At 61.5% G+C, this 25905-nt stretch carries 20 protein-coding genes; 8 read left to right on the top strand and 12 right to left on the bottom strand.

The genetic code is table 11. From position 1 onward, the window contains the following. Positions 1-50: 50 nt before the first annotated feature. A complete protein-coding gene (locus tag ABWI03_RS12600; protein ID WP_124568872.1) occupies positions 51-650 on the top strand; it encodes a TetR/AcrR family transcriptional regulator in 600 nt (199 codons plus the stop codon). 12 nt (positions 651-662) lie between these two features. On the opposite strand, the gene ABWI03_RS12595 is transcribed toward ABWI03_RS12600, so the two are convergent. The 4 genes from ABWI03_RS12595 to ABWI03_RS12580 all read right to left on the bottom strand — a co-directional run bounded on the left by ABWI03_RS12595 (position 663) and on the right by ABWI03_RS12580 (position 4278). Continuing rightward, positions 663-1745, bottom strand: coding sequence for an ABC transporter substrate-binding protein (locus tag ABWI03_RS12595; RefSeq protein ID WP_235171297.1), 1083 nt, complete (start codon positions 1743-1745; stop codon positions 663-665). 78 nt (positions 1746-1823) lie between these two features. Beyond that, positions 1824-2621, bottom strand: coding sequence for an ABC transporter permease (locus ABWI03_RS12590; protein WP_124568870.1), 798 nt, complete (start codon positions 2619-2621; stop codon positions 1824-1826). After that, positions 2618-3448: an ABC transporter permease gene (locus tag ABWI03_RS12585; RefSeq protein WP_298779081.1), complete on the bottom strand. Its 831-nt coding sequence runs from the start codon at positions 3446-3448 to the stop codon at positions 2618-2620. The genes ABWI03_RS12590 and ABWI03_RS12585 overlap by 4 nt, the downstream gene beginning before the upstream one ends. Continuing rightward, positions 3445-4278 (bottom strand): ABC transporter ATP-binding protein, encoded by an 834-nt coding sequence (locus tag ABWI03_RS12580; protein ID WP_054188057.1) that lies wholly within the window; start codon positions 4276-4278, stop codon positions 3445-3447. The genes ABWI03_RS12585 and ABWI03_RS12580 overlap by 4 nt, the downstream gene beginning before the upstream one ends. Before the next feature lie 97 nt (positions 4279-4375). Here ABWI03_RS12580 and recC point away from each other — a divergent pair, with 97 nt between their 5' ends. The 3 genes from recC to recD are packed head-to-tail and all read left to right on the top strand — an operon-like array spanning position 4376 to position 12843. Next, positions 4376-7657, top strand: coding sequence for an exodeoxyribonuclease V subunit gamma (gene recC / locus ABWI03_RS12575; protein ID WP_298779088.1), 3282 nt, complete (start codon positions 4376-4378; stop codon positions 7655-7657). Positions 7658-7660: 3 nt separating this feature from the next. Continuing rightward, on the top strand, positions 7661-10978 hold the full coding sequence (locus ABWI03_RS12570; protein WP_298779090.1) for a UvrD-helicase domain-containing protein: 3318 nt from the start codon (positions 7661-7663) through the stop codon (positions 10976-10978). Then, positions 10975-12843 (top strand): exodeoxyribonuclease V subunit alpha, encoded by a 1869-nt coding sequence (gene recD, locus ABWI03_RS12565; RefSeq protein ID WP_298779093.1) that lies wholly within the window; start codon positions 10975-10977, stop codon positions 12841-12843. Before ABWI03_RS12570 ends, recD begins: the two co-directional genes overlap by 4 nt. A gap of 26 nt (positions 12844-12869) precedes the next feature. On the opposite strand, the gene ABWI03_RS12560 is transcribed toward recD, so the two are convergent. Both ABWI03_RS12560 and ABWI03_RS12555 read right to left on the bottom strand, forming a co-directional pair. Then, complete coding sequence (locus ABWI03_RS12560) at positions 12870-13238, bottom strand: cupin domain-containing protein (protein ID WP_166810716.1); 369 nt, start codon at positions 13236-13238, stop codon at positions 12870-12872. 245 nt (positions 13239-13483) lie between these two features. Then, positions 13484-14047, bottom strand: coding sequence for a TetR/AcrR family transcriptional regulator (locus ABWI03_RS12555; RefSeq protein ID WP_166810715.1), 564 nt, complete (start codon positions 14045-14047; stop codon positions 13484-13486). A gap of 99 nt (positions 14048-14146) precedes the next feature. Here ABWI03_RS12555 and ABWI03_RS12550 point away from each other — a divergent pair, with 99 nt between their 5' ends. Continuing rightward, entirely contained in the window at positions 14147-15373 is a 1227-nt protein-coding gene (locus ABWI03_RS12550; protein ID WP_298779097.1) for a metal-dependent hydrolase family protein, read from the top strand. Next, entirely contained in the window at positions 15370-16242 is an 873-nt protein-coding gene (locus ABWI03_RS12545) for an alpha/beta hydrolase (protein WP_283376560.1), read from the top strand. Before ABWI03_RS12550 ends, ABWI03_RS12545 begins: the two co-directional genes overlap by 4 nt. On the opposite strand, the gene ABWI03_RS12540 is transcribed toward ABWI03_RS12545, so the two are convergent. From ABWI03_RS12540 to ABWI03_RS12530, 3 genes are all read right to left on the bottom strand, one after another. Beyond that, positions 16215-16349, bottom strand: a complete 135-nt coding sequence (locus tag ABWI03_RS12540) for a hypothetical protein (RefSeq protein WP_267910365.1) — start codon at positions 16347-16349, stop codon at positions 16215-16217. The two genes, ABWI03_RS12545 and ABWI03_RS12540, sit on opposite strands and share 28 nt — an antisense overlap. A 58-nt stretch (positions 16350-16407) precedes the next feature. After that, the gene (locus ABWI03_RS12535) at positions 16408-17718 is read right to left on the bottom strand and encodes an NAD(P)/FAD-dependent oxidoreductase (protein WP_298779101.1); all 1311 of its coding nucleotides are present in this window, start codon (positions 17716-17718) and stop codon (positions 16408-16410) included. A gap of 260 nt (positions 17719-17978) precedes the next feature. Continuing rightward, entirely contained in the window at positions 17979-19313 is a 1335-nt protein-coding gene (locus ABWI03_RS12530) for an MFS transporter (protein WP_235171304.1), read from the bottom strand. Positions 19314-19421: 108 nt separating this feature from the next. Between ABWI03_RS12530 and ABWI03_RS12525 the strand changes: the two genes are divergently transcribed. After that, positions 19422-20954, top strand: a complete 1533-nt coding sequence (locus ABWI03_RS12525) for a PucR family transcriptional regulator (protein ID WP_298779105.1) — start codon at positions 19422-19424, stop codon at positions 20952-20954. 642 nt (positions 20955-21596) lie between these two features. Here ABWI03_RS12525 and ABWI03_RS12520 read toward each other — a convergent pair. The 3 genes from ABWI03_RS12520 to ABWI03_RS12510 all read right to left on the bottom strand — a co-directional run bounded on the left by ABWI03_RS12520 (position 21597) and on the right by ABWI03_RS12510 (position 25219). Then, positions 21597-23015 (bottom strand): outer membrane protein assembly factor BamB family protein, encoded by a 1419-nt coding sequence (locus tag ABWI03_RS12520; protein ID WP_298779108.1) that lies wholly within the window; start codon positions 23013-23015, stop codon positions 21597-21599. 216 nt (positions 23016-23231) lie between these two features. Continuing rightward, positions 23232-24533: a TrpB-like pyridoxal phosphate-dependent enzyme gene (locus ABWI03_RS12515; RefSeq protein WP_003945451.1), complete on the bottom strand. Its 1302-nt coding sequence runs from the start codon at positions 24531-24533 to the stop codon at positions 23232-23234. Between the two features lie 227 nt (positions 24534-24760). Further along, positions 24761-25219, bottom strand: a complete 459-nt coding sequence (locus tag ABWI03_RS12510) for a PaaI family thioesterase (protein ID WP_003945940.1) — start codon at positions 25217-25219, stop codon at positions 24761-24763. Between the two features lie 85 nt (positions 25220-25304). Here ABWI03_RS12510 and ABWI03_RS12505 point away from each other — a divergent pair, with 85 nt between their 5' ends. After that, positions 25305-25880, top strand: a complete 576-nt coding sequence (locus ABWI03_RS12505) for a TetR/AcrR family transcriptional regulator (RefSeq protein ID WP_298779111.1) — start codon at positions 25305-25307, stop codon at positions 25878-25880. Positions 25881-25905 lie beyond the last annotated feature (25 nt).

The raw sequence follows: 25905 nt of genomic DNA, 5'->3' as shown, positions 1-25905 counted from the left end.
AACTGTGTTCCGTAATGCAAACATATGTCGTGAGTCAGCGAGGAGTGCACATGGCTGATGCCCAGGACGAGCAGTCGCGCGTCGTGTCGCCCAAGCAAGTCGGTCGCCCACGTCGAAGCGAGCAGGCGCTGCTCGACGCGGCGGCAGCAGTGTTCGTGGAGTCCGGGGTCGACGCTCCGGTGCGGGAGATTGCGGCGAAGGCCGGCGTCGGCATGGGGACGATCTACCGCCACTTCCCGACGCGTCCCGAGTTGGTGGTCGCCGTATACCGACACCAAGTCGAGGCGTGTGCGGACGCGGGCCCACAGATGCTCGCGGAGAGTGCAACGCCCGAGGCGGCTTTGCGGGCATGGGTGGCTTTGTTCGTGGAGTTCCTGGTAACCAAGCATGGGCTCGCCGGTGCACTGCAAGGAGACAGCGCCGGGTCCGACGCTCTGCATACCTACTTCGTCGACCGCCTCGTCCCGGTATGTGACTCCCTCCTCGCGGCAGCGCTCGAGTCCGTTGGCAATGCTTCGCGGGTCGATGCGTACAACGTGCTCAAAGGCATCGGGAACCTTTGTATCGGTGCTGGGTCCGATGACCGGTACAAGGCCGAGGTCCTTGTACAACTATTCATCTCGGGCATACTCGCGCAAGAGGTTCGCTGACGCTCGGCACCGTCAGATGAGATCTGGATTCTCGGCGTACACCTCTTCGAGGATCGACATGTCGAACAGTTGATCCGCCGTGATCTCCAGTCCCGCTTTCGACAGCGCTGCGATGTTCTGTTCGATCAGTTGGGGTGTCATCGTGAACAACCCGTTCGCTTTGGTATCTGCCGACACCACAAGATCGTTCTGTGCGGTGGCTTCCTTGATCTGTTCGTCGAGTTCCAGGTTCTGGTCCTTGCCGTAGACCTCGACGGCGAGCCGTGCCGACTCTGCCGGATCGGCGACCGCGTCCTTCCAGCCCTGGATCTCGGCCTTCAGGAATGCCTTGAGCTTGTCCCTCTCGTTGTCGATGGTGGACTGGAGAACCGTGAACGATTCGGCGACCAACGGAAGGTTGTAGTCCGCGAAGAGGAAGTGGGCGTTGGGGAAACCTTTGGCGGCCAGCGTGATCGGCTCGTTGGTGACGTAGGAGACCCAACCGTCCACCTCGCCGTTCGCCAAGGGGCTCGGATCGAACTGCGCGGGCACGATCGTCATCTGGCTTTCGGTCAGGCCGTTTGCTGCCAGGAGAGCTCCGAAGACGAGCTGATTGGAATCCTGGACGCCGATCTTCTTGCCGATCATGTCCTGCGGCGAGTTGATCGGTGCCGCAGCAGAACTGACAATTGCAAACGGGTTCTTCTGGAATGTCGCACCGACGATCTTTGCGTCCAGCCCGTCGAGTACAGCGGGGGCTGTGAGCTGCGGTGCGGACATTCCGATCCAGACCTTGCCGGTGTCCAAGCCGGCTTCGACGCCGGTACCGGCTGCGCCACCTGCCACCAGGTCGACATTCCCGAACCCGGCATTCTTGTAGTACCCCTTGTCCAGAGCGAAGTACTCGCCGGCGAACTCGATGTTCTTGATCCAGGACAACTGCACTGCAACTGTTCCGAATTCGGAACCGTCGTCCGAGGTTCCGCCACTCGAACTGCTGGAATCACTGCTACACGCGAGCAATGACGCGCTACCGGCGACTGCGATGCCGGTCAGCGCGGAGTATCGGAAGAAGGCCCTGCGGTCCAGCTGGCGGACGGGCTTGAATGGCGTCATGAATCGGAACACTAGGGCCAGTCGGTTTCGTTCAGTTTGCTTGGGAGACAGAGTTTGTTGAGGTCGTGTTAACAGATGTCACGACTTGCCGGCAGAAGGCCCGAAACGAGACAGGGCGATGTTTTCGAAGATTCCGACCACGGCGTAGAGGATGATCGACACCACGGTGATCACCACGATAGATGCCCACAGTTCGTTGTACTGATAGCGCGGAATGGCTTTGATCATGCTCGAACCCAAGCCTTGACCGCTACCGAGCCATTCGCCGATCAGGGCGCCGATCAAGGCGCCGGGCACGGATACTCGAGCGGCGGCGAACACCGCGGGAAGTGCGGACGGTACGGACACCATTCGCAATGCGGTCCAACGACTCCCGCCGTACGCGGCAATGAGATCTTGCGCCTGAACTGGAGCGGCACGTAGACCGACCATGATCATGACCAGCGCCGGGAAGAACACCACTATCGCAACCATGACCGTCACACCCACGATTCCGCGGCCGAATATCAGGACGATGATCGGAGTCATCGCAACGAGAGGAACAGATCGTAGAAGCATTGCAACGGGCATGAAAGTCTGTTCGACAGTGCGGGAAACGACGAAGATCGATGCCACCACGAGCGCGGCAGTCATTCCGACGGCAAAACCGACACCGGCGTCGCGCAGAGTGATGAACAGGTTGTCGATGATGCCCGAACGAGCGTCGGCGGATTTAGGACCGGAGAACAGATACTCCCAGACGTCGGCCGGCGTCTTTCCCACACGCGGACCCACCTGGGGGAAGGCATTGAGAAAGACCACCCATATGACAAGCAACAGAGCCGAGGCGATGGCAATCGGAGCGAGGAATCTCAATGTTCCTCGGACCGCGGTCATTTCTGTGCTCCCGGAGCGCTTGTCCACGGGGTGACGAGCCGGGCGATCGCTGCGACGACGGCATATCCCAGGCCGGCGAGCAAGGCGGCGGCGATGGCCATTCCCCACGTTCGCGGGACGTTGTACGACGTCTGAGCGGCTGTGAGTGCGACGCCGATCCCGCTGTCCACCCCGCCGAGATACTCACCGAGGATAGCGCCGAGTACAGCGGAGGGTGCAGCAATCTTGAGAGCGGCAAAGGTGCTCGGAAGTGCGCTCACCAGTTGAACTTTGGTGAACTTCTGCCAACGCCCACCGCCGTAGGCGGCGACGAGATCGAGGCTCGTCTTGTCTGCCGATCTCAGGCCTGCGAGTGTGCCGACCATCGTGGTGAAGAAGCAGTACATCGCGGCGAGAAAGATTGTGGGGGTCCGGCCGCCGAAGACGACCAGGATGATCGGGCCGAGCGCCAACAGCGGTGTGCAGTAACTCAGGATCGCCAATTGTGTGGCCAATCCCTCGATAGGCGGAATGAGAACGACAAGCACGGCAAGCGTGATCGCCAGCAGATTTCCCCAGATAAAGCCCTGCAGCGCACCGGAAGCCGTGACGGTGAAATTGGGTCCGTACAGCGACCAGCCGTCGTCGAACATCGTCGACACAACCACCCACGGCGTCGGAATCGTGCCTCCCGCAACACCGGCCGCCGCGAGAATCCACCAGAGTGCGATCAGTCCGCAGATACCGACTGCACCGCCGAACCACGTCGGACGCTTCAATCGGATCCGGCGCGGCGCTGATGGCTGCGCCGCCGCGGTCGCCACGTTCTCGATATCGGTAATGGTCATGCGACGCCTGCTTTTCCGAAGAGCAGGCCGGAGAGGTAGTCGTGGATCTCGTGGAACTCAGGTGTCCGCATCATCTCGGGTGTCCGTGGGCGCGGCAGGTCGATCGGCACGACTTCGAGGACGCGTCCGGGCCGCGGCGTCATGACGGCGACGACGTCGGAGAGGAACACAGCCTCGGCGATACCGTGCGTCACCATCAACGTGGTCGCCGGTTTCTCGGTCCAGATCCTGAGCAATTCGATATTAAGTCGTTGTCTGGTCATGTCGTCCAGCGCGCCGAACGGCTCGTCGAGTAGGAGGACACTCGGCTTGACCACGAGTGATCGCGCGATCGACACACGCTGACGCATACCGCCGGACAACTGGGCGGGCTTGGCTTTCTCGAATCCCTCGAGGCCGACGAGCGCGATCAGATCGGCTATCAGCCCGGGGTCGGGATCGATGCCGGCAACCTGCAGCGGCAGTTTGATGTTGGAGGCCACTGTTCGCCACGGCAGCAAAGCCGAATCCTGGAAGGCGATTCCGAGTTCGCGGCGCTTGCGTAACTCGGCGGGCGACTGTCCGTTGACAAGTGCTGTTCCCGACGTCGGAGTATCGAGGCCCGCAAGGATGCGGAGAACGGTGGACTTCCCGCATCCGGACGGCCCGAGCAGAGACAGAAAGGAGCCTTCGCTGGTTTGAAGGGACACGTCGGTCAGCGCGGTCACCGACCGACGACCCATCTCGAAGGTCTTGCCGAGGCCGGAGATGTCGAGACCGGTTCCAGCGGGGCGAGGTGTGGTGACGGGACTGGTCATTCCCGCACAGTACGAACGTCCGGTTGCGGTCATGTTGCCTGCGCGTCACCGCTGCGTGAGGCTGGTTCGGCGTGGCATGTCACAGCGCCGTGGTGAGATGGACGTCTGGACGGAGTGAGGGGAGCGAAGATTGCTGAAGTTGTACCGGGCCGAGCGTTCGGACACCTTGGTCTCGGCGTTGGCCAAGCTCCTCCGTACACCGCTGTCGGATCCCTTCGCCCGAGAAACTGTTGCGGTGCCGGCCAAGGGCGTCGAGCGTTGGCTCAATCAGCGGCTGTCCTCCCAGCTAGGCACGTCCGGGCCGTCGGCAGTGGACGGAATTTCTGCGAACATCGCGTTTCCTTCACCCGCGCGCCTGGTCGCGGAGTCCGTGGCCGCGGTCAGTGGAATCACGGCTGACGACGACCCATGGTCGCCGACACGATTGGTGTGGACGGTTCTCGATGTGATCGACGAGTCCATCGGCGAGCCCTGGTGCGGAGTCCTGGCGAAGCATCTCGAAGGCCATCGTGAAGGTCGACGGTTTGCCTCCGCTACGCACGTCACCGAACTCTTCCGCAGTTACGCCGCGCAACGCCCGCAGATGCTGATCGACTGGGCCGCCGGGCGGTTGACCGACGGACACGGATCGGCTCTGTCGGAGGATTTCGAATGGCAGGCACGCCTGTGGTGCATCGTCGCGGACAAGATCGACGTTCCGGGGCCGGCACAGCGACTGGGGCACGTGAGCAGCGCGCTGGTCGAGGACCCGGCTTTGGTCGACCTGCCGGAACGTCTGTCGGTCTTCGGGCCGACACGGCTGCCGGTCGATCAGCGAATGATCTTGAGCGCACTCAGCGCGAATCGGGACGTGCACATCTGGCTTCCGCACCCCAGCCCCGCGCTGTGGGCCACGATGAGCTCGCGCATGCAACCTCGAAGCGAGAGCACCATCCGACGTTCGGAAGACGGGTCGGCGCTGATATCCGCCAATCCGTTGCTGTCGAGCCTCGCTCGCGACGTTCGTGAACTTCAGATCAGCCTCGGTGCCGTCGAGTTCGAGACGGTGCATCTTCACGAACCAGCCGGCCCGAAATCCCTCCTGGCAACGGTCAAAGCCGATGTCATCGCCGATCGTGCTCCCAGCGTTTCAGCGGAACCCGATGGGACAGTTCAGGTTCACGCGTGCCACGGGCCGGCACGGCAGGTCGAGGTGCTCCGCGAATGTCTGCTCCGATTGTTCGAGGACGACCCGACATTGCAGCCGCGCGACGTACTCGTGATGTGCCCGGACGTCGAAACGTATGCACCCTTGGTTCGTGCAGCGTTCGGGCAAGGCGTCCATGGCCACCCCGGGCATCTTCTTCGAGTAAGGCTGGCAGACCGCGGATTACGTCAGACCAATCCTGTCCTGGCTGTTCTCGGCTCTCTTCTCGACCTGGCCGACGGCCGGGCCACAGCCAGTGAGGTTCTCGACCTTGCCGCGACCGAGCCTGTCCGCACACGTTTTTCGTGGGGCGACGACGAGTTGGAAAGACTGCGGGAATGGACGACGGAAGCGGGTGCTCGCTGGGGAATCGGTAGTCGGCAGCGTGCAACATTCGGTCTCGACGCATTTCCGCAGAACACCTTCAACACCGCCATGGATCGAATCTTGTTGGGGGTCAGCGCGGACGAATCGGAAAATGCCTGGTTGGATCTCGCGCTGCCACTCGATGACGTGGACGGCACCGACATCGACCTGAGTGGACGTTTCGCAGAGTTCGTCGACCGCCTGGCCGTCTCGCTTCGCGATCTTGTCGGCCCACATTCGCCGGCCGAATGGCTTCGTGTGCTGATGCGGGCCCTGGATCTGCTGACCGACACAGCGCCCGCTGATTCGTGGCAGAGCGCAGGGGCTCACCGCGAACTGGCAGCTGCTGTCGAATTCGGCGGAGAGACGGTGTTACGTCTGGCTGATGTTCGCGCGATGCTCTCGCGAAGCCTCGCGGGCAGACCTACGCGCGCCAACTTCCGAACCGGCGAACTGACGGTGTGCACGATGGTTCCGATGCGTTCGGTGCCGCATCGCGTGGTCGTGCTGATCGGGCTCGACGACGAGGTGTTCCCTCGAACCGGTGGAGTCGACGGCGACGACATCTTGTCCCGTGATCCCGTTGTGGGGGAGCGTGATCTGCGCAGTGAAGACCGGCAACTGCTTCTCGACGCCGTGATGTCTGCGGGTGAGCATCTGATCTTGTTGTATACCGGTGCCGATCCGGTCACCGGTGTCGTCAGACCGCCGGCGATCCCCCTCAGTGGCCTCCTCGACGTACTCAGTGCGACGGTGGGTCCGGAAGCGATCAACGGAGTGCTGACACGACATCCGTTGCAGTCGTTCGACAATCGAAACTTCTCGCCGGATCAGCCGTTCAGCTTCGACACGGCAGCGCTGGCCGGTGCGAGGGCTGCCTCCGGAACACCGGTCGAATTGCCGACAGTTCTGTCGGCCGAGCTACCAGAGGTGCATCCGAAGGAAGTGAACCTCGCCGACCTGGTGAGCTTCCTCGTACATCCCGCGCGTGGTTTTCTGCGCCAACGCCTCGGCGTCCGGGTACCGGAACTCGACGACGACATCGCGGATTCGCTGGCAACCGAGCTCGATCCACTGTCCACCTGGGCTCTGGGTGATCGAATGCTTCTCTCGCGCTTGGCTGGTCGGAACTCTGCAGATTTCCGTGCAGCGGAGTGGCGCCGCGGTACTTTGCCGCCTTACAACCTGGGCGCCACGGTTCTGGGCAACGTCGAATGGGTGGTAGATCAGATTGCCGGACTTGCCTTGCCGCACTTCGACGGCGACTCCGAAGCCGTCGACGTGGACATCGACCTCGGTGACGGGCATCGTCTCACCGGAACGGTAACCGGGGTGCACGGCAATTCAGTGGTGCGGGCGTCGTATTCCTCACTGGCGCCTAAACATCGGATGACGGCCTGGATCAACCTGCTCGCTCTGAAAGCGCACGGACGACCCGGAGCGCTCGATGCAGTCTCCATCGGACGGGGTCGGGGAAAGATCGCAGCGGCACGGTCGGTGCTCGATGCGCCAGTCAATGCGATCGAGATCCTGCAGCAATTGGTGGACCTACGGGAGCGGGGACTGCATCGCCCGCTGCCGATGTGGGCCGCTACCTCAGCCGAATACGCGCGCCGACGCTTTGGCGGTGAATCGGTCGACGATGCGACAAACGGTGCGGACACCCAGTGGACCGGGCAGTACGGCGAGATGATCGATCCAAGCAACGCTTATGTTTTCGGAGAAGCTCGAACACTTGCGGAGCTTTCCGCGGACCCGCCGTCGGACGACGAGTTCGTCTGGGCCGAGGAACCGACTCGGTTCGGAGTTCTCGCCCGACGGCTGTGGGATCCGTTGCTGACCAACGAAAGAGCGGAGTAACCCGTGGACTTCGATCTCTTGGGGCCACTGCCTACCGGCACTACGGTGTTGGAAGCGAGCGCCGGAACCGGCAAGACCTACGCGATCGTCGGACTCGCGACTCGTTGTGTTGCCGAAGGTCTCGCCGACATATCGCAAGTTCTGCTGGTGACATTCAGTAGGGCCGCCACTCAGGAACTTCGTGAGCGTGCAAGAGAACGGTTCGCCGGAGTGTCTGCAGCACTGGTTGATCCGGAGACTGCGAGGCGGTCGGACGATGATCTGGTGGCATACCTCGCAACGGCGGACGACGAGGAGATCGGTGTGCGGCGTCGTCGACTCCTGCGCGCTCTCGCGGAGTTCGACGCCGGTACCATCACGACCACCCACAGTTTCTGCCAGCGGATGCTCGACGGCCTCGGTATCGCCGGGGAACGTGAGCCGGACACGACTTTCGTGGAATCGGTCGACGACCTGATCAGTGAAGTCGTTTCGGATTTGTACCTCAGCCGCTACAGCCGAACGGACTCGTCTCCACCGTTCTCCACGAAGGACGCGCTGGCTATTGCCCGAAGCGCAGTCGGCGATGGTCAGGCAATTCTCGAACCCGACGGCGAGGAGGAGACCGCGCCTGGTCAGCGAGTCCTCTTCGCGGATGCTGCTCGTCTCGAGGTCGAGCGACGTAAGCGAACCAAAGGAATTCGCGACTTCAACGATCTCCTGACGCTGTTGCACGGCGTATTGACCGATCCGGAATACGGTCCCGTCGCGTGCCGTCGGGTGCGGGAAAAGTTCGAAGTCGTGCTCATCGACGAGTTCCAGGACACCGATCCATTGCAGTGGGACATCCTGAGGTTGGCCTTCCACGGTCACACCACACTTGTCCTGGTCGGTGATCCCAAGCAAGCTATCTATGCGTTCCGCGGGGCAGAAGTTCTGAGCTATCTCGATGCGGTCGATCAGGCTGATGCGCACCAGGAGTTGACCACCAATTGGCGTAGCGATCCAGGGTTGTTGGCGGCACTCGAACACCTCTACGGCGGTGCCGCACTCGGCAACGAAGGCATCGTCGCGCATCCAGTGGAGGCTTCGCACAAGAAGTCTCGGTTGTTCGGCCCGGTGCCGATGCGTGTACGCCATCTGCCGCGAACCGGTGCCGGGCCGCTCAATCGTTCAGGATTTCCGGCTGTAGGCAGACTGCGCAGTCGCGTCGCGGACGACGTCGCAGCAGACGTGGTCGGGCTCCTGGGCAGCGATGCCCGCTTGGCCGTCGACGGTGATCCTCGCCCGGTCGAGCCGGGGGACGTCGCGGTGTTGGTGCGCACCCACAAGCAGGTGGCGATGATCCGTGATGCCCTCGATGCCGTAGGTGTACCTTCCGTATTGACCGGCGGGTCCAGTGTTTTCGCAACACCCAGTGCGACGCAGTGGCTGTGGCTGCTGCAGGCGATCGAGCAGCCGCACCGGTCGGATCGCGTCCGGTTGACCGCGCTTTCGCCGATTTTCGGACGCACCTCCGAAGAACTGGACGCTGACGGCGACAACGTCGTCGCGGAACTGGCGGGTCAACTGCGCTCGTACTCCGGGTTGTTCGCACGCGTCGGGTTCGCGGCCGTCTTCGAAAGGATCTCCGCCGAAACGAATCTGGAGAAGCGTGTACTCGCGGCCCCGTCCGGCGAACGAGATTTCACCGATCTGCGGCACGTCGCACAACTCCTCGGTCGCGTCGCCACCGAGGAAGCGTTCGGGTTGAGCGCACTGGTTCGCTGGCTTTCCGACCGGATCAAGGATCCGACGTCCGGGAGTGCGACCGACAGAAGCCGTCGCCTCGACAGTGACGCTGCCGCAGTGCAAATCGCAACCGTGCACGCCACCAAAGGGCTGGAGTTCCCGATCGTCTACGTCCCGTTCAGTTGGGAGAGCGTGGGAGGCTTCAACTCGCCGACGCAGCTGTTGCACGATCCGGAGGGGCGCCGCATCCTCGACGTCGGTGGACAGGAAGGTCCGGGGTACAACGCCAGAAAGACTGTTGCGGAGGTTGAGGAAGCAGGCGAAGAACTACGACTGCTGTACGTGGCGCTGACCCGAGCACAGTGCCAACTCGTGCTCTGGTGGGCACCCAGCTACGGGACCTCCCGCTCGCCACTGCACCGGTTGATGCTCGGACGTACGCCCGGCATCGCCGAACCTGCTCGGGTAGTGAAGGTGCTCGACGACGGTACGACCGCAGCACGACTCGCGACGTGGCCGGCAGCAGCGTCCGACGTGATCTCGGTGGAACCGGTAGGTCCACATCCGCCGTCGCCTGTCCTGTGGTCCGGTGCGGCCGCGGAAGTGAACGAACTGGCCGCGGCGCGTTTCGATCGCGACCTGGACACTCTGTGGCGTCGTACGTCGTACTCGGCACTGACCGCCGGAGCGCACCACGCGGTCACGAGCACCGACAGTGAGGTAGAGGATCCCGAAAAGGACGACGAGCCGGAGGATTCCGTAGACATCGGGACTGTCACCCCTTCGCCCTTGGAGGCGCTGGCTTCACCGATGAACGGCCTTCCGGCGGGCGCCGCATTCGGCACGCTGGTGCACGAGGTGCTCGAGGTGGTGGACACGGCTGCTTCAGACCTGAGAGCGGAACTCGGTATGCGCTGCGCGGAGGCGGTCTCGGTTCGGGCGGCCGAGGTCGACTCCGAAGCACTCGCGGATGCGTTGTTACTGGTGATGCAGACTCCACTGGGATTCGGAACCTTGGCAACGATCGCGCCGAAAGATCGCCTTCCCGAACTCGATTTCGAACTCCCACTGGCCGGTGGCGACGATCCGGTGTCGATGAGTGTCACACTTCGCGGAGTGTCGGAACTGTTGAGGCGCCACCTTCCCTCCGACGACATCCTTGCGTCCTACGCCGACCATCTCGACCGCGTCGAGACGTCACCGATGCGCGGGTTCCTGACGGGCAGTATCGACGCCGTCCTCCGGATCCCGGGCCCGTCGTTCGTGATCGTCGACTACAAGACCAACCGGCTCGGCCGCGGCGATCTGACGGCTGCCAACTACACGCGTGAACTCATGGCGACGGAGATGATGCGCTCGCACTATCCCTTGCAGGCTTTGCTGTATTCGGTTGCGCTGCATCGGTATCTGCGGTGGCGACTGCCCGACTACGATCCGCATCGCCATCTCGGAGGAGCGCAGTATCAATTCGTGCGTGGGATGCTCGGCCCGGACAGTCCGCCGGAATGTGGTGTATTCGAATGGAAACCGCCTGCTCAGCTGACGGTTGAACTATCGGATCTGCTGGCCGGTCTCGATGCATCCAACACGGCAGGGGAGAAGACCCGATGACCGAGGCGCAATTGGCGCAGCGCGCCAAAGGGATCGTGCGAATCTTCAACGAAGCTGGGGTTCTGCTTGCCGCTGACGTCCATGTCGCGACGCGGGTGTGCAGCCTGGGCGGTGAAACTTCCGAGAAAGTGATGCTGGCCGCGGCGTTGGCAGTTCGGGCCGTGCGATCAGGTTCGGTGTGCCTCGATCTCCGACGGATGCGTGATGTGAGCGTCGACAATGCGACGGAAGACGAACTTGCGTCGTTGCCGTGGCCCGAACCGTCGGAGATCGTTGCCGCCCTTCGGCTGAGCCCTCTGGTGATCGGCGGCAACGCCGGACCTCTCAGACCGCTCCGGTTGGTCGACACCGACGACGGTGAGCTTCTCTACCTCGATCGGTACTTTCTGCAGGAGCAGACGATTCGGCGAGTGCTCGACGAGCGTGCGTCCACGTGGCCGCCCGCCGACCTGAAAGCGGTCCGAACGCGCCTCGATTCGTTGTTCGTCGACGAGCACGGGCCGACCTCCGCCCCTGATCGTCAACGAATAGCAGCTGCTCTCGCCGCGACACAGTGGACGACGGTCATCGCCGGTGGGCCCGGAACCGGCAAAACCCATACGGTCGCACGTATTCTCGCTCTCCTGTCGGAGGAACTGGGTTCGAATGCTCGCATCGGGTTGGCAGCGCCGACGGGCAAGGCCGCAGCACGTCTGCAAGAGTCCGTACGTGAGCAGACCGCGAGCCTTGGCCTTCCCGAGGAACTCGCGGCCATGACCTTGCACCGGCTACTCGGTTGGCAGCGGGGGAGTTCGAGTCGTTTCAAATACAATGCGACCAACAGACTTCCCTACGACGTGGTCGTCGTCGACGAGACGTCGATGGTCTCCCTCACCTTGATGGCGCGCCTGCTCGAAGCCGTTCGCCCCGATGCCCGGCTACTGCTCGTCGGCGATCCCGATCAGTTGACCTCCGTCGACGCCGGCGCTGTTCTTGCTGATCTTGTCGCCCGCCCGGTAGAAGTCAGTGGAAATCCGGCGCTGTCACAGTTGGTGGGTGACGATCTCGCGGCAACCGGGGCCGAAGAGGCACTGAGTGTGGACGAGCAGGATCGTCTGCGGGGCGGGATCATTCAACTCTCACGCGGGCGCCGCTTCGACGGAACCATCGCGTCGTTGGCCAGGGCAGTTCGAGCGGGAGATTCCGCTGAGGTTCTGCGTATCCTGCGCAGCGGTGATCCCGCCGTCTCCTTCCATTCTCCCGAGGACGTCGACGCATTGCGCGCCGACATCGTTGCGAGTTCAGAGGTGGTGACGGCGTCGGCGGAAGTGGGTGATGCGATCGACGCGCTGAAAGGCTTGGAATCGCACCGCCTTCTGTGCGCCCACCGTGACGGACCGTACGGTGTCGGGAGGTGGGCGCAGCAGGCGATGGAGTGGGTCGGCACGGCATCAGGGCAATTCCTGGACCCGACGAGGTGGTATCCGGGCCAACCCCTGTTGGTGACGGCCAACGACTACGAGGCAAAGATCTACAACGGGGATGCCGGTGTGATCGTGCAGCGTGAGGATGGCGTTCCCATTGCCGCGTTCCAGCGGGGGAGTGATGCGTTTCTGATTCACCCGAGCCAACTCTCGTCGGTGCAGACCGTTTACGCGATGACGATTCACCGGAGCCAGGGCAGCCAGTACGACACGGTATCGGTGATGCTGCCGGCCGAGGCGTCGTCACTGCTGACTCGGGAGTTGTTGTACACGGCGATCACTCGCGCCAGAAACCATGTGAGAGTAATCGGCACCGAGGATTCCGTGCGGGCGGGAGTGCAGCGTCAAGTACTCAGGGCAAGTGGGCTGCGTCGTGAGATCCGACCGCACGACGGGCCGTGAACGTCGGATGTTGCGGTTTCCCTTGGTCATACGTTGTATACGACGAACACCTTGCGTACGGTCTCGGTGACCGTCCACATACCCTTCCATCCGATTGGGAAGATTGCACTCGTACCGGCAACGAGATGTACGGGATCGCCGTCGTCCTCCTCCACGGTCATGGCGCCGGAGACGATGGTGATGATCTCGCCGCGGGTGAGGAACTCCCACCGCGACTTTCCTGGTTCGCTCTCCCAGACTCCGGATTGAATGCGCCCGTCGTCGCTGGTGAACTCGACGTCAGCGCGCGTGATGATGTCTCCGCTGAGTGGTTCGGCGCTGGGTTGGCCAAGCAGTGCTTGTTGAAAGATCCCGTTTGCGCTGTCCAACTCTGCGGCGCGGAAGGTAATGGTCACTATCTGATCCTGACTTTCGTATCTCGCGTGAATCATCGGACTTGTCGATGATGTCGTGTGTCCGCTGCGCCGAGATAGGTTCACTTGTCGCATCTTTCGGCAGTTCGCTCGTACAGATGTCGAAAGGGCGATCGACCACCACTCAACCGGGGATCAGAGACCCGGCTCGCGCCGAAACATGAGCGAGCCCATGGTAAACGGCCCCGCGTCGGTGATTTCGAACGAGGGTGATCGGTTGTGGGGCCTCAGGTAATGGTCGTGGTCAACGAGGTGATGAAGCGCTCGGCTGCGGCGTCGACCTCGGCATCAGGGGTGAGCAACCTCTGCAGCAACAGTCCTCGCAGACATGCGGTTGCAATGACGCTCTGCTGCTGTGCATCCACCACGGTGAATCCATCGCGAAGGGCTGCTGCTTCGAGGAGGTGGGCCAATTCGTCCAGGTCGGCGGCGAAATCTTGAAATGCGTTGTGCTCGTAGACCGCAAGTCCGGCCAGGTGAAAAAAGGTGCGGCTTCGGTCTTCGTGCTCGGCGTTCGAGTAAAAGCTCCAGATCGCCCTGCACAGGGCCGCGAATCCGAGATCTTTGCCCATCGCGGCGATGACGAGGTTGTCACGGCGGCGCGCTTCCGACAGCACGGCGCTGAGGAGACCCGGTCGTGATCCGAAGTGATAAGTCAGCAGCGTGTGGTGCACTCCGAGTCGCTCCGCTACTTGGCGCATCGACAGCTTCGGACTTGGGCCGGTTTCACCGAACTCGTCGAACAGTGCCTGTAACAGTCGCTCTCGACCCTCCCCAACCGGCGATCTCACGTTACCTCCATTGACGGGTTCACCACTGTTGAGTACGGTACCGCATATCGAATTCACCAGTGTTTAGGAAAGAGGTTTTCTCATGCTCGGGAGGTCCCTTTGACTGACGTATGGTTTGCCGGCGGCAAGGTCGCGGATGGATCGGGCACCGACCCGGTCGAAGTCGACGTGTGCGTGAGCGACGGCATTGTCACCGCGATCGGACAGGCGCCGTCGGGTGCGAGGACAGTCGACCTCGACGGCATGCTTCTGACTCCGGGGCTCATCGATGCCCATGTCCACCTAGGCCTTTCGAGCCCGATACGACGGCAATTCGGGTTTGAGCTCTCGGCGGCCGAACTCGCTGCGGACATCTTCGGCGCTGCCGGCCAGGCCCTCGACGCAGGCTTCACCACGGTGCGAGACGTCGGTGGCATCGACGGCGGAGTCGTCGACGTCATCGCCGGCGGCAAGGTTCGTGGTCCGCGTGTCCTCTCGTGTGGTCCGGTGCAGTGCCAGACCGGTGGGCACGGCTACTACGGGGCTTCGTGGGAACCGACTGAGCTGTGGAACATGCACCACCTCCCCGGGCTCTGCGCCTTGTCTTTGATGTCCGGCAACGCCGACGAGCTACGACGCAACGTGCGCGAGTCGTTCCGCCGAGGCGCAACATTCCTGAAACTGTGCGTCACCGGCGGTGTCGTCGGAGGCCACGACCGCCTCACCGACACACAGTTCACCGTCGAGGAAATCTCCGTGGCAGTGGAAGAGGCAGCGTCGCGCGGCACCTACGTCACGGTGCACGCGCACAACAATGCGGGCATTCGCAACGCAGTGCGGGCGGGAGTCCGGTGCGTGGAACACGGCACCGACATCGACGCGGAGACCGCCCAGCTGATGCGCGAGCACGACGTGGCTCTGGTCCCCACCTTCGCCGTGGTGGAGCAGTTGACGGACACCGCGAGCATGGACCTGGACCCTGCAATACGAGACCGCGCCGCCGGAGTACGTCAGCGCATGGCCTCGGCACTCGAGGTCTCTCGCGCAGCAGGCCTGAGGATCGGCCTGGGCTCGGACCTCATCGGGCCGCACCAGCAGCGCCGAGGCGAGGAGTTGCGCTTGCGCGCCGAGTTGGAGTCGCCGATGCACGCACTCGTGTCGGCCACCAGCGTCAACGCCGACATCCTCGGTATCGGGGAGACCGTCGGGACGATCCGCGTCGGAATGCAGGCGGACATGGTCGCCTGGCGACGAGATCCGCTCTGCGACGCCAAGGTGTTCGCCGATCCGGACATGGCTGTACTCGTCGTGAAATCCGGCCAGGTAGTGAAGGGAGAGGTTCGATGAGCGCAATGCTGCACGGATGTTTTGCAGACACGGAGTATTTCGAAATAACGGCGAAATCGGGGCACCGCTACGGCGTCTGGGTGACCACACCACCCGGCTACGCGGACTCCACGGATCCCTTACCGCTGATCTACGTGATGGACGGCAACTGGGCTGTGGGTCTGACCGCCCCACTCATCGTCACGCAGGAAGACCCGTATCTGACAATCGCACCGTACATTCAGGTCAGCGTCGGTTATGCCGGTGAGGAAGCCGCCAACTGGGCACGGCTACGCAACCGCGATCTCGTGCCGCCGGGGGAACCGGTAGGCGCCGAGATGGTGGCTACTCTTGCCGCGGCTCGCGACTCCGGTGCAATGACCCAGGAATACGTAGACGCCTATCTCGAGGAGCTCGCAGACACCCATGCGGACGTCTTCCTCGCCTTCCTGACCAACGAACTCCACCCTCACCTGTGCTCGTCGAAGCTGCGCGTCAGCGAGTCTGGGCACGGCCTTTTCGGTTACTCCTACGGAGGTCTTTTCGCGCTCTACTCATGGCTACGTGACGCGACTCCATTCGCGACCTTCGGTGCGGGTAGCCCCGGAGTTGTGAACGCCGACAGCCAGATCCACACAATGGTCGAGACCCTGCCAACGCGTGGCGTGGGCTCAGTTGTGCCGCAATTGCACGTCACGCTGAACGAAGCCGAACTGACGGGGCCCATTCCGATCTACCGCGGACTGGCACGAAACGTTCTCGCTGTCGTGGAGGAGCTGCACGGCAAGGGGTGGTCGCAGGATGTTTCGACCGCGTTGTTGCACGAGACGCACGTCACCGGGCTGCAGGCATCGTTCCTGAGCTACTTGAAGAAATGCCATGCACGGTAGCTGCTCGTCCCGGAGACGATGTCCACGCTGACACGTTCGATCGTCGATTTTCCGTCGATTCCGTGGAAGAAGAAGTCGGCTGTGGGTGTCCACCACGTGGTGGACACCCACAGCCGTGTCTATTCAGTTGTCGCGGCTATCGATTCTCCAAGCCGGACAACACTTCTAACCCATGACTGTCCCGGTCGACTCGGCATTGGGTGCCCGAAGCCGGGAGAATGCGCCGAGGTTGATTTCGAGCCCGGTGTGCATTCCGATGTAGGTCACGGGATCAGCGTCGTGATCGTGTCCGGCTTCCACCTGGTCGATGATCCTCGACATGAGACGTCCAGCGATGGGTGCATTCTTGAATTGGTTTCCGCTGGTGCCCATGGCGACGTAGAACCCTCGTCTGTCTGTCTTGTCGTAGATCGGGGTCCAGTCAGATGCTGCGTCGTACACGCCGGCAATACCTTTCGGCTGTGACGGGACGTCCAAGCTGGGGAAACGTCTGGCGGCGCGGAAAACTTGCGCTTCGAACCGGGCAACAGTGCGATTCGGGTTCGCGGTGTCAGGATCGTCGATCCACTCGAGCGGATCGCACTCCGGTTCGGTTCCGCCGACAAGGAAGCCGTTTCCGGGTTCGGCTCGCATGTAGGTTCCGAGATCCAAATCGGCGATCATCGGGCCGAGGATCTCGCCGTCGTTGTACCCAGTGGGTGCGGTGACATGATGGACTTCCTGACGCAAGGGCCGAACCGAAACCTTGAAGTCGGACCCGACATTCGAAAGCTTGTTGAATGCTCCCGACCAGGGGCCGGCAGCGTTGACGACAATATTGGATTTCACAATTTCCCCGTCGTCGAGCCCTAGCTGCCAGCTGTCGTCAGCCAACTGCTCGACTGCCACTACACGCGTGTTGTAAGTGAAAACCGCACCGTGCGAACGAGCTGCCGCAGCAAGATTCGCGGCGGCCAGTTGCGGGTCGTCGACAAACCCTGCCTGAGGTGTGTACAACGCACCGAGCGTGGTTGTCGTATCTGCGAAGAACGACTCCGAGTCGACGGGCTTCGGCGGATAGTATTTGCCGGAGTCGATGCCGGGAATCTTTTCGACGAGTGTCGTTGCGTCCCAGAGCTGGTAGTCGATTCCGATCTTTTCGAATAGGCCAATCGTGCGCGCGTGAGGTGCGACGTCGACATCGAGCAGCGCCATCCCGCATTGCCGAAACTTCGCAAGCGCACCGTCGACTGTCGCGTTGAGATGCTCGTTCCAGTTCTGCCAGCAATGCAGCGACTCCCAAGCCGCAGCCATACCGTCGAATGTGGAGTAGTTGAACCGGATAACCGCACTGGATGCACTGGTCGAGCCGTAGCCCGGACCACCAGACTTGTCGATGACCAGGACTTCGTAGCCTCTAGCGGCCAATTCGTAGGCGATGGAGCTGCCGATTACTCCAGCTCCGACCACAACTGCGTCGGTCTTGTTGGTAGGCACTTTCGGCCCCTCCTTGTTGTGACTGCGCCAGATCGAATGCGCATCCCTTCGACTGGCGAGCTTGGGTTCTTGGTAAGCCTGACGACTTGGACCTCCTCCGGAGAGCCGTACCTCAACTTCTTGGAGGATGCGCTCTGCCTTGCTTGATTTCGCACCTGGAGGCCCAGAAGATCGTCATCCTCAACTTTCGCTCGGCGGCCGTCGGAACGCTATCGACAGCTGCGCAAAGAATCGCACCCATGGCGCGCCCATTGTCAGAATTACTTCGTCGCACTGCCCTGCGTGGCTGACCAGTCTTTCGTTTCCGGAATCCCTCTCCACAGAATGGGAAGTGCGATCAAAGCGATGGCGGTTGCGTAGAAGGCCGGGGACAGATTGCTTCCTGTGGCATTGACCAACGACGCGCACACCAGAGGCGCAGTTCCTGCAAAGAGTGCATACGCAACGTTATAAGGGATTGCCGTGCCGGTGAATCTCGCGTGCGTCGGCATCATTTCGAGAATTACCAGCAAAGCGGAAGCAAGTAGGGAGAGCGCGACGACCAGAGCGGCCAGGGCAACGGCAATCGCGAAAGCATTCCCGGTGCCGATGAGCAGGTAGCTGGGTACCGATACGAAAACTGACATCACCATGCCGATTCTGACGAGAGGTCTCCGGCCGATTCGGTCGACTGTGGCGCCGAAGAAGATGAACAGCGGGACTGCGAGAACCAAAGCGCCGGTTGTCATCAGCAGGGCAACCGTGCTCGGAACATCGGCTGAAATAACCAGGAATGTCGGCATGTAACCGAGCAGCATATGAGTAACGACACCGAGCGAGGCGAAATACACGAAGGACGTGAGCAGAGTCCGCCAGTGATTGCGGAACAGATCTGCGAGTGGGCGAGTGGGAAGGGAATCGTTTTCTTGCATTTCCTTGAACGCCGGAGTCTCCTCGACGGCAAGCCTCATGAACAGACCCACCATGGCGACAACGCCTCCGATGATGAACGGCCAGCGCCATCCTCCGTCGGCGAAGTGCTCAGCGCCGACCAAGCTGAATGACAAGACTGTGACCGTGGCCAAGATGCTGCCGACGAATGACGAAGAGCTGATTATCCCTGCGTACAAGCCTCGGCGGTGGGACGGCGCATGCTCGACGACGAAGGTTGCCGCTCCGGTGTATTCGCCACCGGCTGAGAATCCTTGAACCAAGCGACAGAGCAGCAGCAACAGCGGTGCGGCGACACCGATCGAAGCATATGTCGGTAGGAGGCCGATAGCCGCTGTCGAGCAGCCCATGAGCGTAATTGCCAGGGACAGTGACCTCCGTCGGCCGAGGCGGTCACCCAGTCTTCCGAAGAATATGCCGCCGGCAGGTCTGGCCAAGAATGCGACTCCGTAAAGAGCGAAGGTGGCAAGCAGTGCGCCACTGCCGAACTCCGGAGGGAAGAACACTGTCGCGAGAACTGCGGCAGTGAAACCGTAGATTGTGAAATCGAACCATTCGACGATGTTGCCTGTCGCGCCGGCAATCAGGGCTCTACGGCGCGCCGATCGACGTCCAGGTGAAGTCTCGATTTGATGCTCTACAGGAGCATTTGCTGTGCCGGTCATGATGATTCCTCTCGGGATATGCTGAATGGCAACGGTTTTGCGACGTCAAGGTGGTCGATGTCGTTCGGGGGGGGGCATGCGAAATCGAAGAGGCCGACCGGACCCACGTTGATCTGGCGAACCGGAGGTTGCGATCGATTCCGGATCAGGGACGACGTTTTCTCGCGCGAGAGCGCGTCGGCTGGCTTCGGTCCTCAATGCAAATCGCACGGCTGCAACGAATCTCGCCGCTGTCGTGCAACCTGTCGGTGCTGGGTATGCCTGGTCGCTGGCCGAACGAACACGTTCCGGTTCTCATGTGCTTCGGCATGTAGCGAGCTTATGGCGCGAAAGTTAGTTGCATCACTGTCATTTGTTCAAATTGCCGCGGACGAATTTGGTCATATGTTGCAAAGCGGAGAGTTCGACTCGTACAGTTCGACCATGGCTGGAGAACTACAGCATCTGGTGGATACTACCGGGCGTCGACTGGACCGTTCCGTTGCAATCGATGACGCCCAGATCCGTCTACTCGCGTACAACTCGCACGACAGCGCCGTCGATTCAGTCAGAATGAATTCGGTTCTACAGCGGAATGTTTCACGCGAGATTGTGGACTTCATCTACGCGAGTGGAGGCCGCAAGGCCCTCGATCTCTTCACTGTTCCCGTCAACGAAGAACTAGGGCTGACCCTTGGCCGGGTCGGGATGCCGATCCGATACCGCAATGCGCTGCTGGGCTTCGTCTGGCTGTTGATTTCAGAGGGCGAAGTTGACGAGGATCAGGCCGAGGTCTTGAGGCACACGGCTGATGCGGCGGCGATGATCCTTCATCGCGAACAGTTGCTGGACGAGTTGTCCCGAAGTCGGGAGCGGGAACTCACTCGAGACGTGCTGTCGGGCGAGCGGTCGCTGCGTGAGGACGCGGCAAGCAGATTGGCTGATGAGGGCTTGATGGTTGCGGGTCCAGCAGTCGCGGTGACGATGTTGCTCCGCCCCGTGGACCGGTCGACATTGACCGAAAGAGATCGTCTGAGTGTTGCCGTCGGCGTCGATCAGCTTCGGCGGAGGCTCCCGCGGAACAGTGCAATCCAACTCGACCGCCCCGACCACAGTCTGTTGATCGTATCGGTGGCCGAACGCTCGACTCAAACCCATCTGGACTCGCTGATCGTGGCAGCCAGGGAACGAGTCTTGTCTGAAAGTGGGCGCCAGAACATCGAATGTTGGGTTGGTATCGGTGAACCGCGAACCTCGGTTGCAGACGTGCGCGAATCCTACGAAGAGTCCAGACGTTCTGCAGACGTAGCCCAGGTTGTCAAGGTGCTCGGAAATGTTGTGCGTTATCGGGATCTCGGCGTCTACGGACTTCTGGCCGAACTGTCGGAGGATCGACTCGAGAACAGTATTCACTCAGGTTTGCAGTCCTTGCTCTGCCATGAGGACTCAAAAAGCGAGGCTCTTCTCGCGACGCTGGAGAGCTTTTTGGACAATGCCGGTGACGTAAAGCGAACGTCCGAGGCGCTCTGTGTGCATCGAGGGAGCTTGTACTATCGTTTGCGGCGAATTCAGGAGATTACACGCGCAGACTTGGCAAACGGCGACGACCGGTTGGCATTGCATTTGAGTCTGAAAGTCGCGCGGTTGTTAGATCTCCGATGATCCCAACCAAGAAGAGGGGGCTGCGGAAGAATTCAGCGGCTCAACGTAGTTCGCGGCTTTCGATCGTCAAGCGGGATGGTTCTGGGGTGGGAAAGGAAGCGCGTCGTACATCGGCCGGGGTGGGCCAACTTGACCTGCTGAGACGTTCATACGTGTGATCGGGCATCTTCTGTCTTCCTGTCGGCAGATGCGGCGGAGTGCAACTTTTTCGGGCATTGAAAGTGCAGAATCGTCCAGATGGGTGTCGAGCTGCGTGAAGAACGCGCGTTTGTGCAAACCGAAATGACGACGAATTTGGTCTGAGCTCGGTCCCCCGGTACGTAGATGGTTACGCGCAAACTGGACTATTTGTTGCTGACTGCAAACAGAGGAATTCGCGTCCATTCCCGTTGGCTCCCTTTACGGTTGGATTGGATCAGATACGTGAGTCGGTGCGATTTTTACGCACCTCTTCACTGCAGGTCTGGTCTGATCTTTCCGAAATTGGAGGCGTGGAGATATGTGTAGTTGTTCGAGATCGTTCTTCCGAAATTGAACAAATGCGGAAGACTGGATTGTGGCCATTGATGGCTGCTCGTCGATCCGCTTACTTGTTGCTGAGCTGGCTCGTCAGTACGACACGGTATCGGCGATGTTGCCGGCCTATCGCCAAATGGTGAAATGGTTTTGCCAGGAGAACGACACGTTTTTGCCGGCATTCGAGACGACGACTCCGCGCGGATCGACCTCTGGGGGAAGGGGAACCGACCACATCATCTTTCCGTCGCGGGCCCTGATCGAATGCATTCCGGTGTAGTCGCTGAAGACGAAGTGGTCGCCATCGGTTGCCCCGCTGCGAACCCAGTACGCGTCTTGCCAGGGTGTCTGCCACAACTGTCGACCACTCTCGATGTCGAGACCGGAGATTGTGCGGGTCTCGGGAGACGTGACGAGGATTGTTTTTCCTACCACGGCGGCGATGGCGCTTCCCGTCCCGGCCATCGCGGTGTTGACGATTTGTGAACTGCGCCAAAGTTCGTCACCGGAGTTCGGGTCGTAGGCGCCGTCGCCGAGAAACATCGGCAGGCCCGTCGAGGACTTATTTGGGTAGGACGACGATGAGTACGAGGGAATCGGTATCGCACGAATCGTGGATCCATCGGAAGCCAAGAGGTTTTGGGTTCCTGCATAACCTGACCTGCCGCCGACACTGGTGAGGAACAATCCATTCCCGGCCGGGACAAGCGAATCGCCCTCGAATCGGAATCGTTCGGCGCCGGACTGCAGATCGTAGATTCGATAGCGGTACTGTGGGTCCCCGCCGTCGCCCTGTTCCATGGAAATGACAGTGTCGGTGTGAGGGACCGTGTAGACGGCTCCGAACTTCTCACTTGGTTCGAAGGTACGCACGAAGTTGGCCGTCAAATTGGTTGTGGTGCCGCTGGCAAGAATTCGCGTCCGAACGGTTCCGTCCGTCCTTTCGCCGGACGTGTACACGGTGTCTCCTGTGATGGTGGCGCCATTGAGATCGAAGTCGGTACCGAGGTCGGACATCAGAGTTCCGGTCGCGGTATCGACAAAGATCATCCGTCGATCGCCCCAGCACGCGATGATCGTGGATTCGTTCTGCTGACTGCACTGGCCGATGACTCCGCCGATTCGCGTTTTCCACAGCGGATTTCCGTCGTCGGGATTCACCCCGACGAGTGTGACGGCACCGACTCCCTGACTCGACGAAGACTCGTCGGTCTTGGGAAGCGGATAAGCAGTCGCGGCCACCAGCACATCACCGACTTGGTACGTGTTGCCGTAGCCGTAGTAGCTATCGAGCGTGGAAGGCATCGACAGCAGCACGTCCCCGGGGTTGTCCGTGAGCGCTCGGACATCGAGTTCCCAGGCTTGTTGCGGAGGATCGGAGAGGTCCACGTCGACAACGCCCTGTTCGACGATCGGACCGCCTGTCTTCGGCGATGCAACCTCGTTCGAGTCTGAGAGTGCCGATACGACGATGAAAGCGATTGCCACGATCAACGCGAGTCCGAGGGCGACCAGTTTCCAGTGTTCCTTCAACCGAAGCTGCATCGAAAGACCGTAACCGATCGAGCAAACTGAACGGTTCGTTTCGGAGGTGGCTGGCTGGATCCGTGCCTCGAGATCGAGCCACTGCCTGTCGCGTCAGGGCCGGGCAAGTTTCGATTTCTGACGGTTCGGTCGACGAATTGGGATCCGACCAGGGATCGTGATCGGTGTGACGAAGTGTGGTGGCCCCGTATACACGAGACCACCACACCGACCGTGTCAGACGTAAGGCGAGTACGCCGGCAGATCCAACTGACCGTTGCCGGACAGTCCGATCACGATCACCTCGGGTTCTGTGACGGCACGGGCGTGAGCGATGGCGCCGGCAACCGCGTGGGTTGATTCCGGAGCCGGGATGATTCCTTCGGCGCGGGCGAAAATCAGACCGGCCTGGAGTGCGTCGTCCTGATCGACGGCAATCGCGTCCATGAGGCCGAGGTTGACCGCATGCGAGACCATCGGCGACATGCCGTGGTAGCGGAGGCCACCGGCGTGGATGGCCGGGGGAACGAAGTCCTTGCCAAGAGTGTGCATCTTGAGCAGCGGCGTCAGACCGGCGACGTCACCGAAGTCGTAGCGGTACTCGCCCTGGGTGAGGGACGGGCATGCCGATGGCTCGCAGGCGACCAGGCGAGTCTTGGTGCCTTCGCGAAGGTTTCGTCCCAGGAAGGGGAAGGTGAGTCCCGCGAGGTTGGAACCGCCGCCGGCGCAACCGAACACGGTGTCAGGGACGGCGTCGCCGGCTTCTTCGAGCTGAACCATTGCTTCCTGACCGATCACGGTCTGGTGCAGCATGACGTGGTTCAACACGCTGCCGAGTGAGTAGTGCGTGTTCGGATCCTGCGCAGCGACCTCGACGGCCTCACTGATCGCCATACCAAGCGAGCCGGTGGTGTCGGGATGCGACTTCAACAGTGCGCGTCCGGCTTCCGTCAGGTCGGAAGGCGACGGGTGACAGATTCCGCCGTATGCCTCCATCTGGATGCGTCGGTACGGCTTCGAATCGAAGGAGGAGCGAACCTGCCACACCTCGACGTCGAGTCCGAGCAGCGCACCCGCGAACGACAGCGACGCACCCCACTGGCCCGCACCGGTTTCGGTGGTCAGCTTGGTGGTTCCTTCGATCGCGTTGTAGTACGCCTGCGCGACAGCAGTATTCGGCTTGTGTGAACCGACCGGGCTCACGCCTTCGTACTTGTAGTAGATGCGAGCAGGTGTGCCCAGAGCGCGCTCGAGTCGATGCGCCCGGAACAGGGGAGAGGGCCTCCACATGCCGTAGATCTCGCGAACCGTCTCCGGGATCTCGATGTAGCGCTCGGTTGCGACTTCCTGCGCAATGAGGTTCATCGGGAACAGCGGCGCCAAGTCCTCGGGGCCGAGCGGCTCACGCGTGCCCGGATGCAGGTGCGGGGGAACAGGCTCGGGGAGGTCAGCCGCCAGGTTGTACCAGTGCGTCGGCACTTTCGACGGGATGGAGACGCCCAAAGGTTCGAGCGAACGGTTGAGTGGGGTGGTGGTCAACTAACTCTCCTTCGTGGATTCGGTACCTGATCTTGGCGGTCGTAGCGACGACGCGTACGGCATTTGCCGGATCGGGGATCCTGAGAGGAGCCTGCTGGACCACCCGATATCGGTCCGGGCAGCACGCAGTTGCGGCTGACCGTCAGCGGTCGGGCCACCAGAGGTGCGCAGTGAGCAGGGTCACGACCCGATCGTACATCGGCACTCGCACCCTGCTCACGTCGGGCTTAGCGAAAAATCATGCACGTCGTAGTTCCGTGCGCCACCAACTTGCCGTTCTTGTCCAGCACCTTGCCCTCTGCGGTCGCGGTACGCCCACCCACATGAATGACACTGCCGTGGGCTGTCAGTTCGTCACCGTCGAGAGGCACCGTGCGGATGTAGTTGAGCTTGAGTTCGAGGGTCGTGTATCCGACGCCCGCCGGAAGCATCGTGTGTACCGCGCAGCCCATGACCGAATCGAGCAGCGTTGCGCAAATGCCGCCGTGGACAGTGCCGAGGGGGTTGCTGAAATCGGCGCGCGGGGTCAGGGCGAAGCTCACGGATCCTTCGTTGACCTCGCGCATCTCCATGCCGAGGAGGCGTCCGATGCTGGGTCGGTCGTTGACCTGTGTCCCCATCCAGCGGAGAAGTTCGAGGCCTGTCATCTGCGCCGGGTCGACGGTCGCGGTTGTCTCGTCACTCATTGTTTCATCCCATCACTATGTAGGTCGTCATACATAACGTAGCGTATGAGTCGACAGGTGTACCGACGGCCGAAGGATCTGTGACATGGCAGAGCTGAGCTCACGTGATCGCATGATTCGCAGTGCGGTCGAATTGATCAGTCGCAACGGTGTCGATGCGACGTCCTTCAGTGAAGTCATCAAGCACAGTGGCGCGCCTCGAGGGTCGATCTACCATCACTTTCCAGGCGGTAAGACCGAGCTGATGGTCGAAGCCGTACGCGCGGCCGGTGCGATCATCACCAGGCGAATCAGCTCGGCCGCGGCTACCGGTTCCACAGCCGACGTGATCGAAGCGGTCGGAGACATCTGGCGGCTCAATCTCACGCGCTCGGACTTTGCGATCGGCTGCCCGGTGATTGCCGGCGGGTTGGCGCGTGCCAGTGAACCCGAAGTCGCGGAAGTGTCGGCTGAGGTCATGCTGGGTTGGCAGAAGTTGATCGAATCGCAACTCGAAACTGCGGGTTATCCTGCAGCGCAGGCAAAATCGATGGCAAACCTGACGATCACGTCGGTCGAAGGTGCAGTGGCGGTGTGCCAGACGACTCGAAGTATCGAGCCGCTCGAACAGGTCATCGCTTCGCTGCAGGGGCTCTCGCGCTCTGAAGCTCGGTCCAACTGAGCCTTCGGGGGTTGACTTCGGTCGT

Origin of the sequence: Rhodococcus baikonurensis, from assembly GCF_040489275.1 — a bacterium.
Taxonomy (GTDB): Bacteria; Actinomycetota; Actinomycetes; order Mycobacteriales; family Mycobacteriaceae; genus Rhodococcus_F; species Rhodococcus_F baikonurensis.
The sequence above is the reverse complement of the archived record's forward strand: the minus strand, read 5'-3'. Positions and strand labels throughout refer to the sequence as shown.

What these genes read in the sequence shown, in the direction of transcription:
- ABWI03_RS12585 (WP_298779081.1), bottom strand. Translation starts at nt 3,448, where the DNA reads ATGACCATTACCGATATCGAGAACGTGGCGACCGCGGCGGCGCAGCCA.
- ABWI03_RS12530 (WP_235171304.1), bottom strand. Translation starts at nt 19,313, where the DNA reads ATGACCGGCACAGCAAATGCTCCTGTAGAGCATCAAATCGAGACTTCA.
- ABWI03_RS12580 (WP_054188057.1), bottom strand. Translation starts at nt 4,278, where the DNA reads ATGACCGCAACCGGACGTTCGTACTGTGCGGGAATGACCAGTCCCGTC.
- ABWI03_RS12510 (WP_003945940.1), bottom strand. Translation starts at nt 25,219, where the DNA reads ATGAGTGACGAGACAACCGCGACCGTCGACCCGGCGCAGATGACAGGC.
- ABWI03_RS12595 (WP_235171297.1), bottom strand. Translation starts at nt 1,745, where the DNA reads ATGACGCCATTCAAGCCCGTCCGCCAGCTGGACCGCAGGGCCTTCTTC.
- ABWI03_RS12520 (WP_298779108.1), bottom strand. Translation starts at nt 23,015, where the DNA reads ATGCAGCTTCGGTTGAAGGAACACTGGAAACTGGTCGCCCTCGGACTC.
- ABWI03_RS12505 (WP_298779111.1), top strand. Translation starts at nt 25,305, where the DNA reads ATGGCAGAGCTGAGCTCACGTGATCGCATGATTCGCAGTGCGGTCGAA.
- ABWI03_RS12545 (WP_283376560.1), top strand. Translation starts at nt 15,370, where the DNA reads ATGAGCGCAATGCTGCACGGATGTTTTGCAGACACGGAGTATTTCGAA.
- ABWI03_RS12600 (WP_124568872.1), top strand. Translation starts at nt 51, where the DNA reads ATGGCTGATGCCCAGGACGAGCAGTCGCGCGTCGTGTCGCCCAAGCAA.
- ABWI03_RS12590 (WP_124568870.1), bottom strand. Translation starts at nt 2,621, where the DNA reads ATGACCGCGGTCCGAGGAACATTGAGATTCCTCGCTCCGATTGCCATC.
- recD (WP_298779093.1), top strand. Translation starts at nt 10,975, where the DNA reads ATGACCGAGGCGCAATTGGCGCAGCGCGCCAAAGGGATCGTGCGAATC.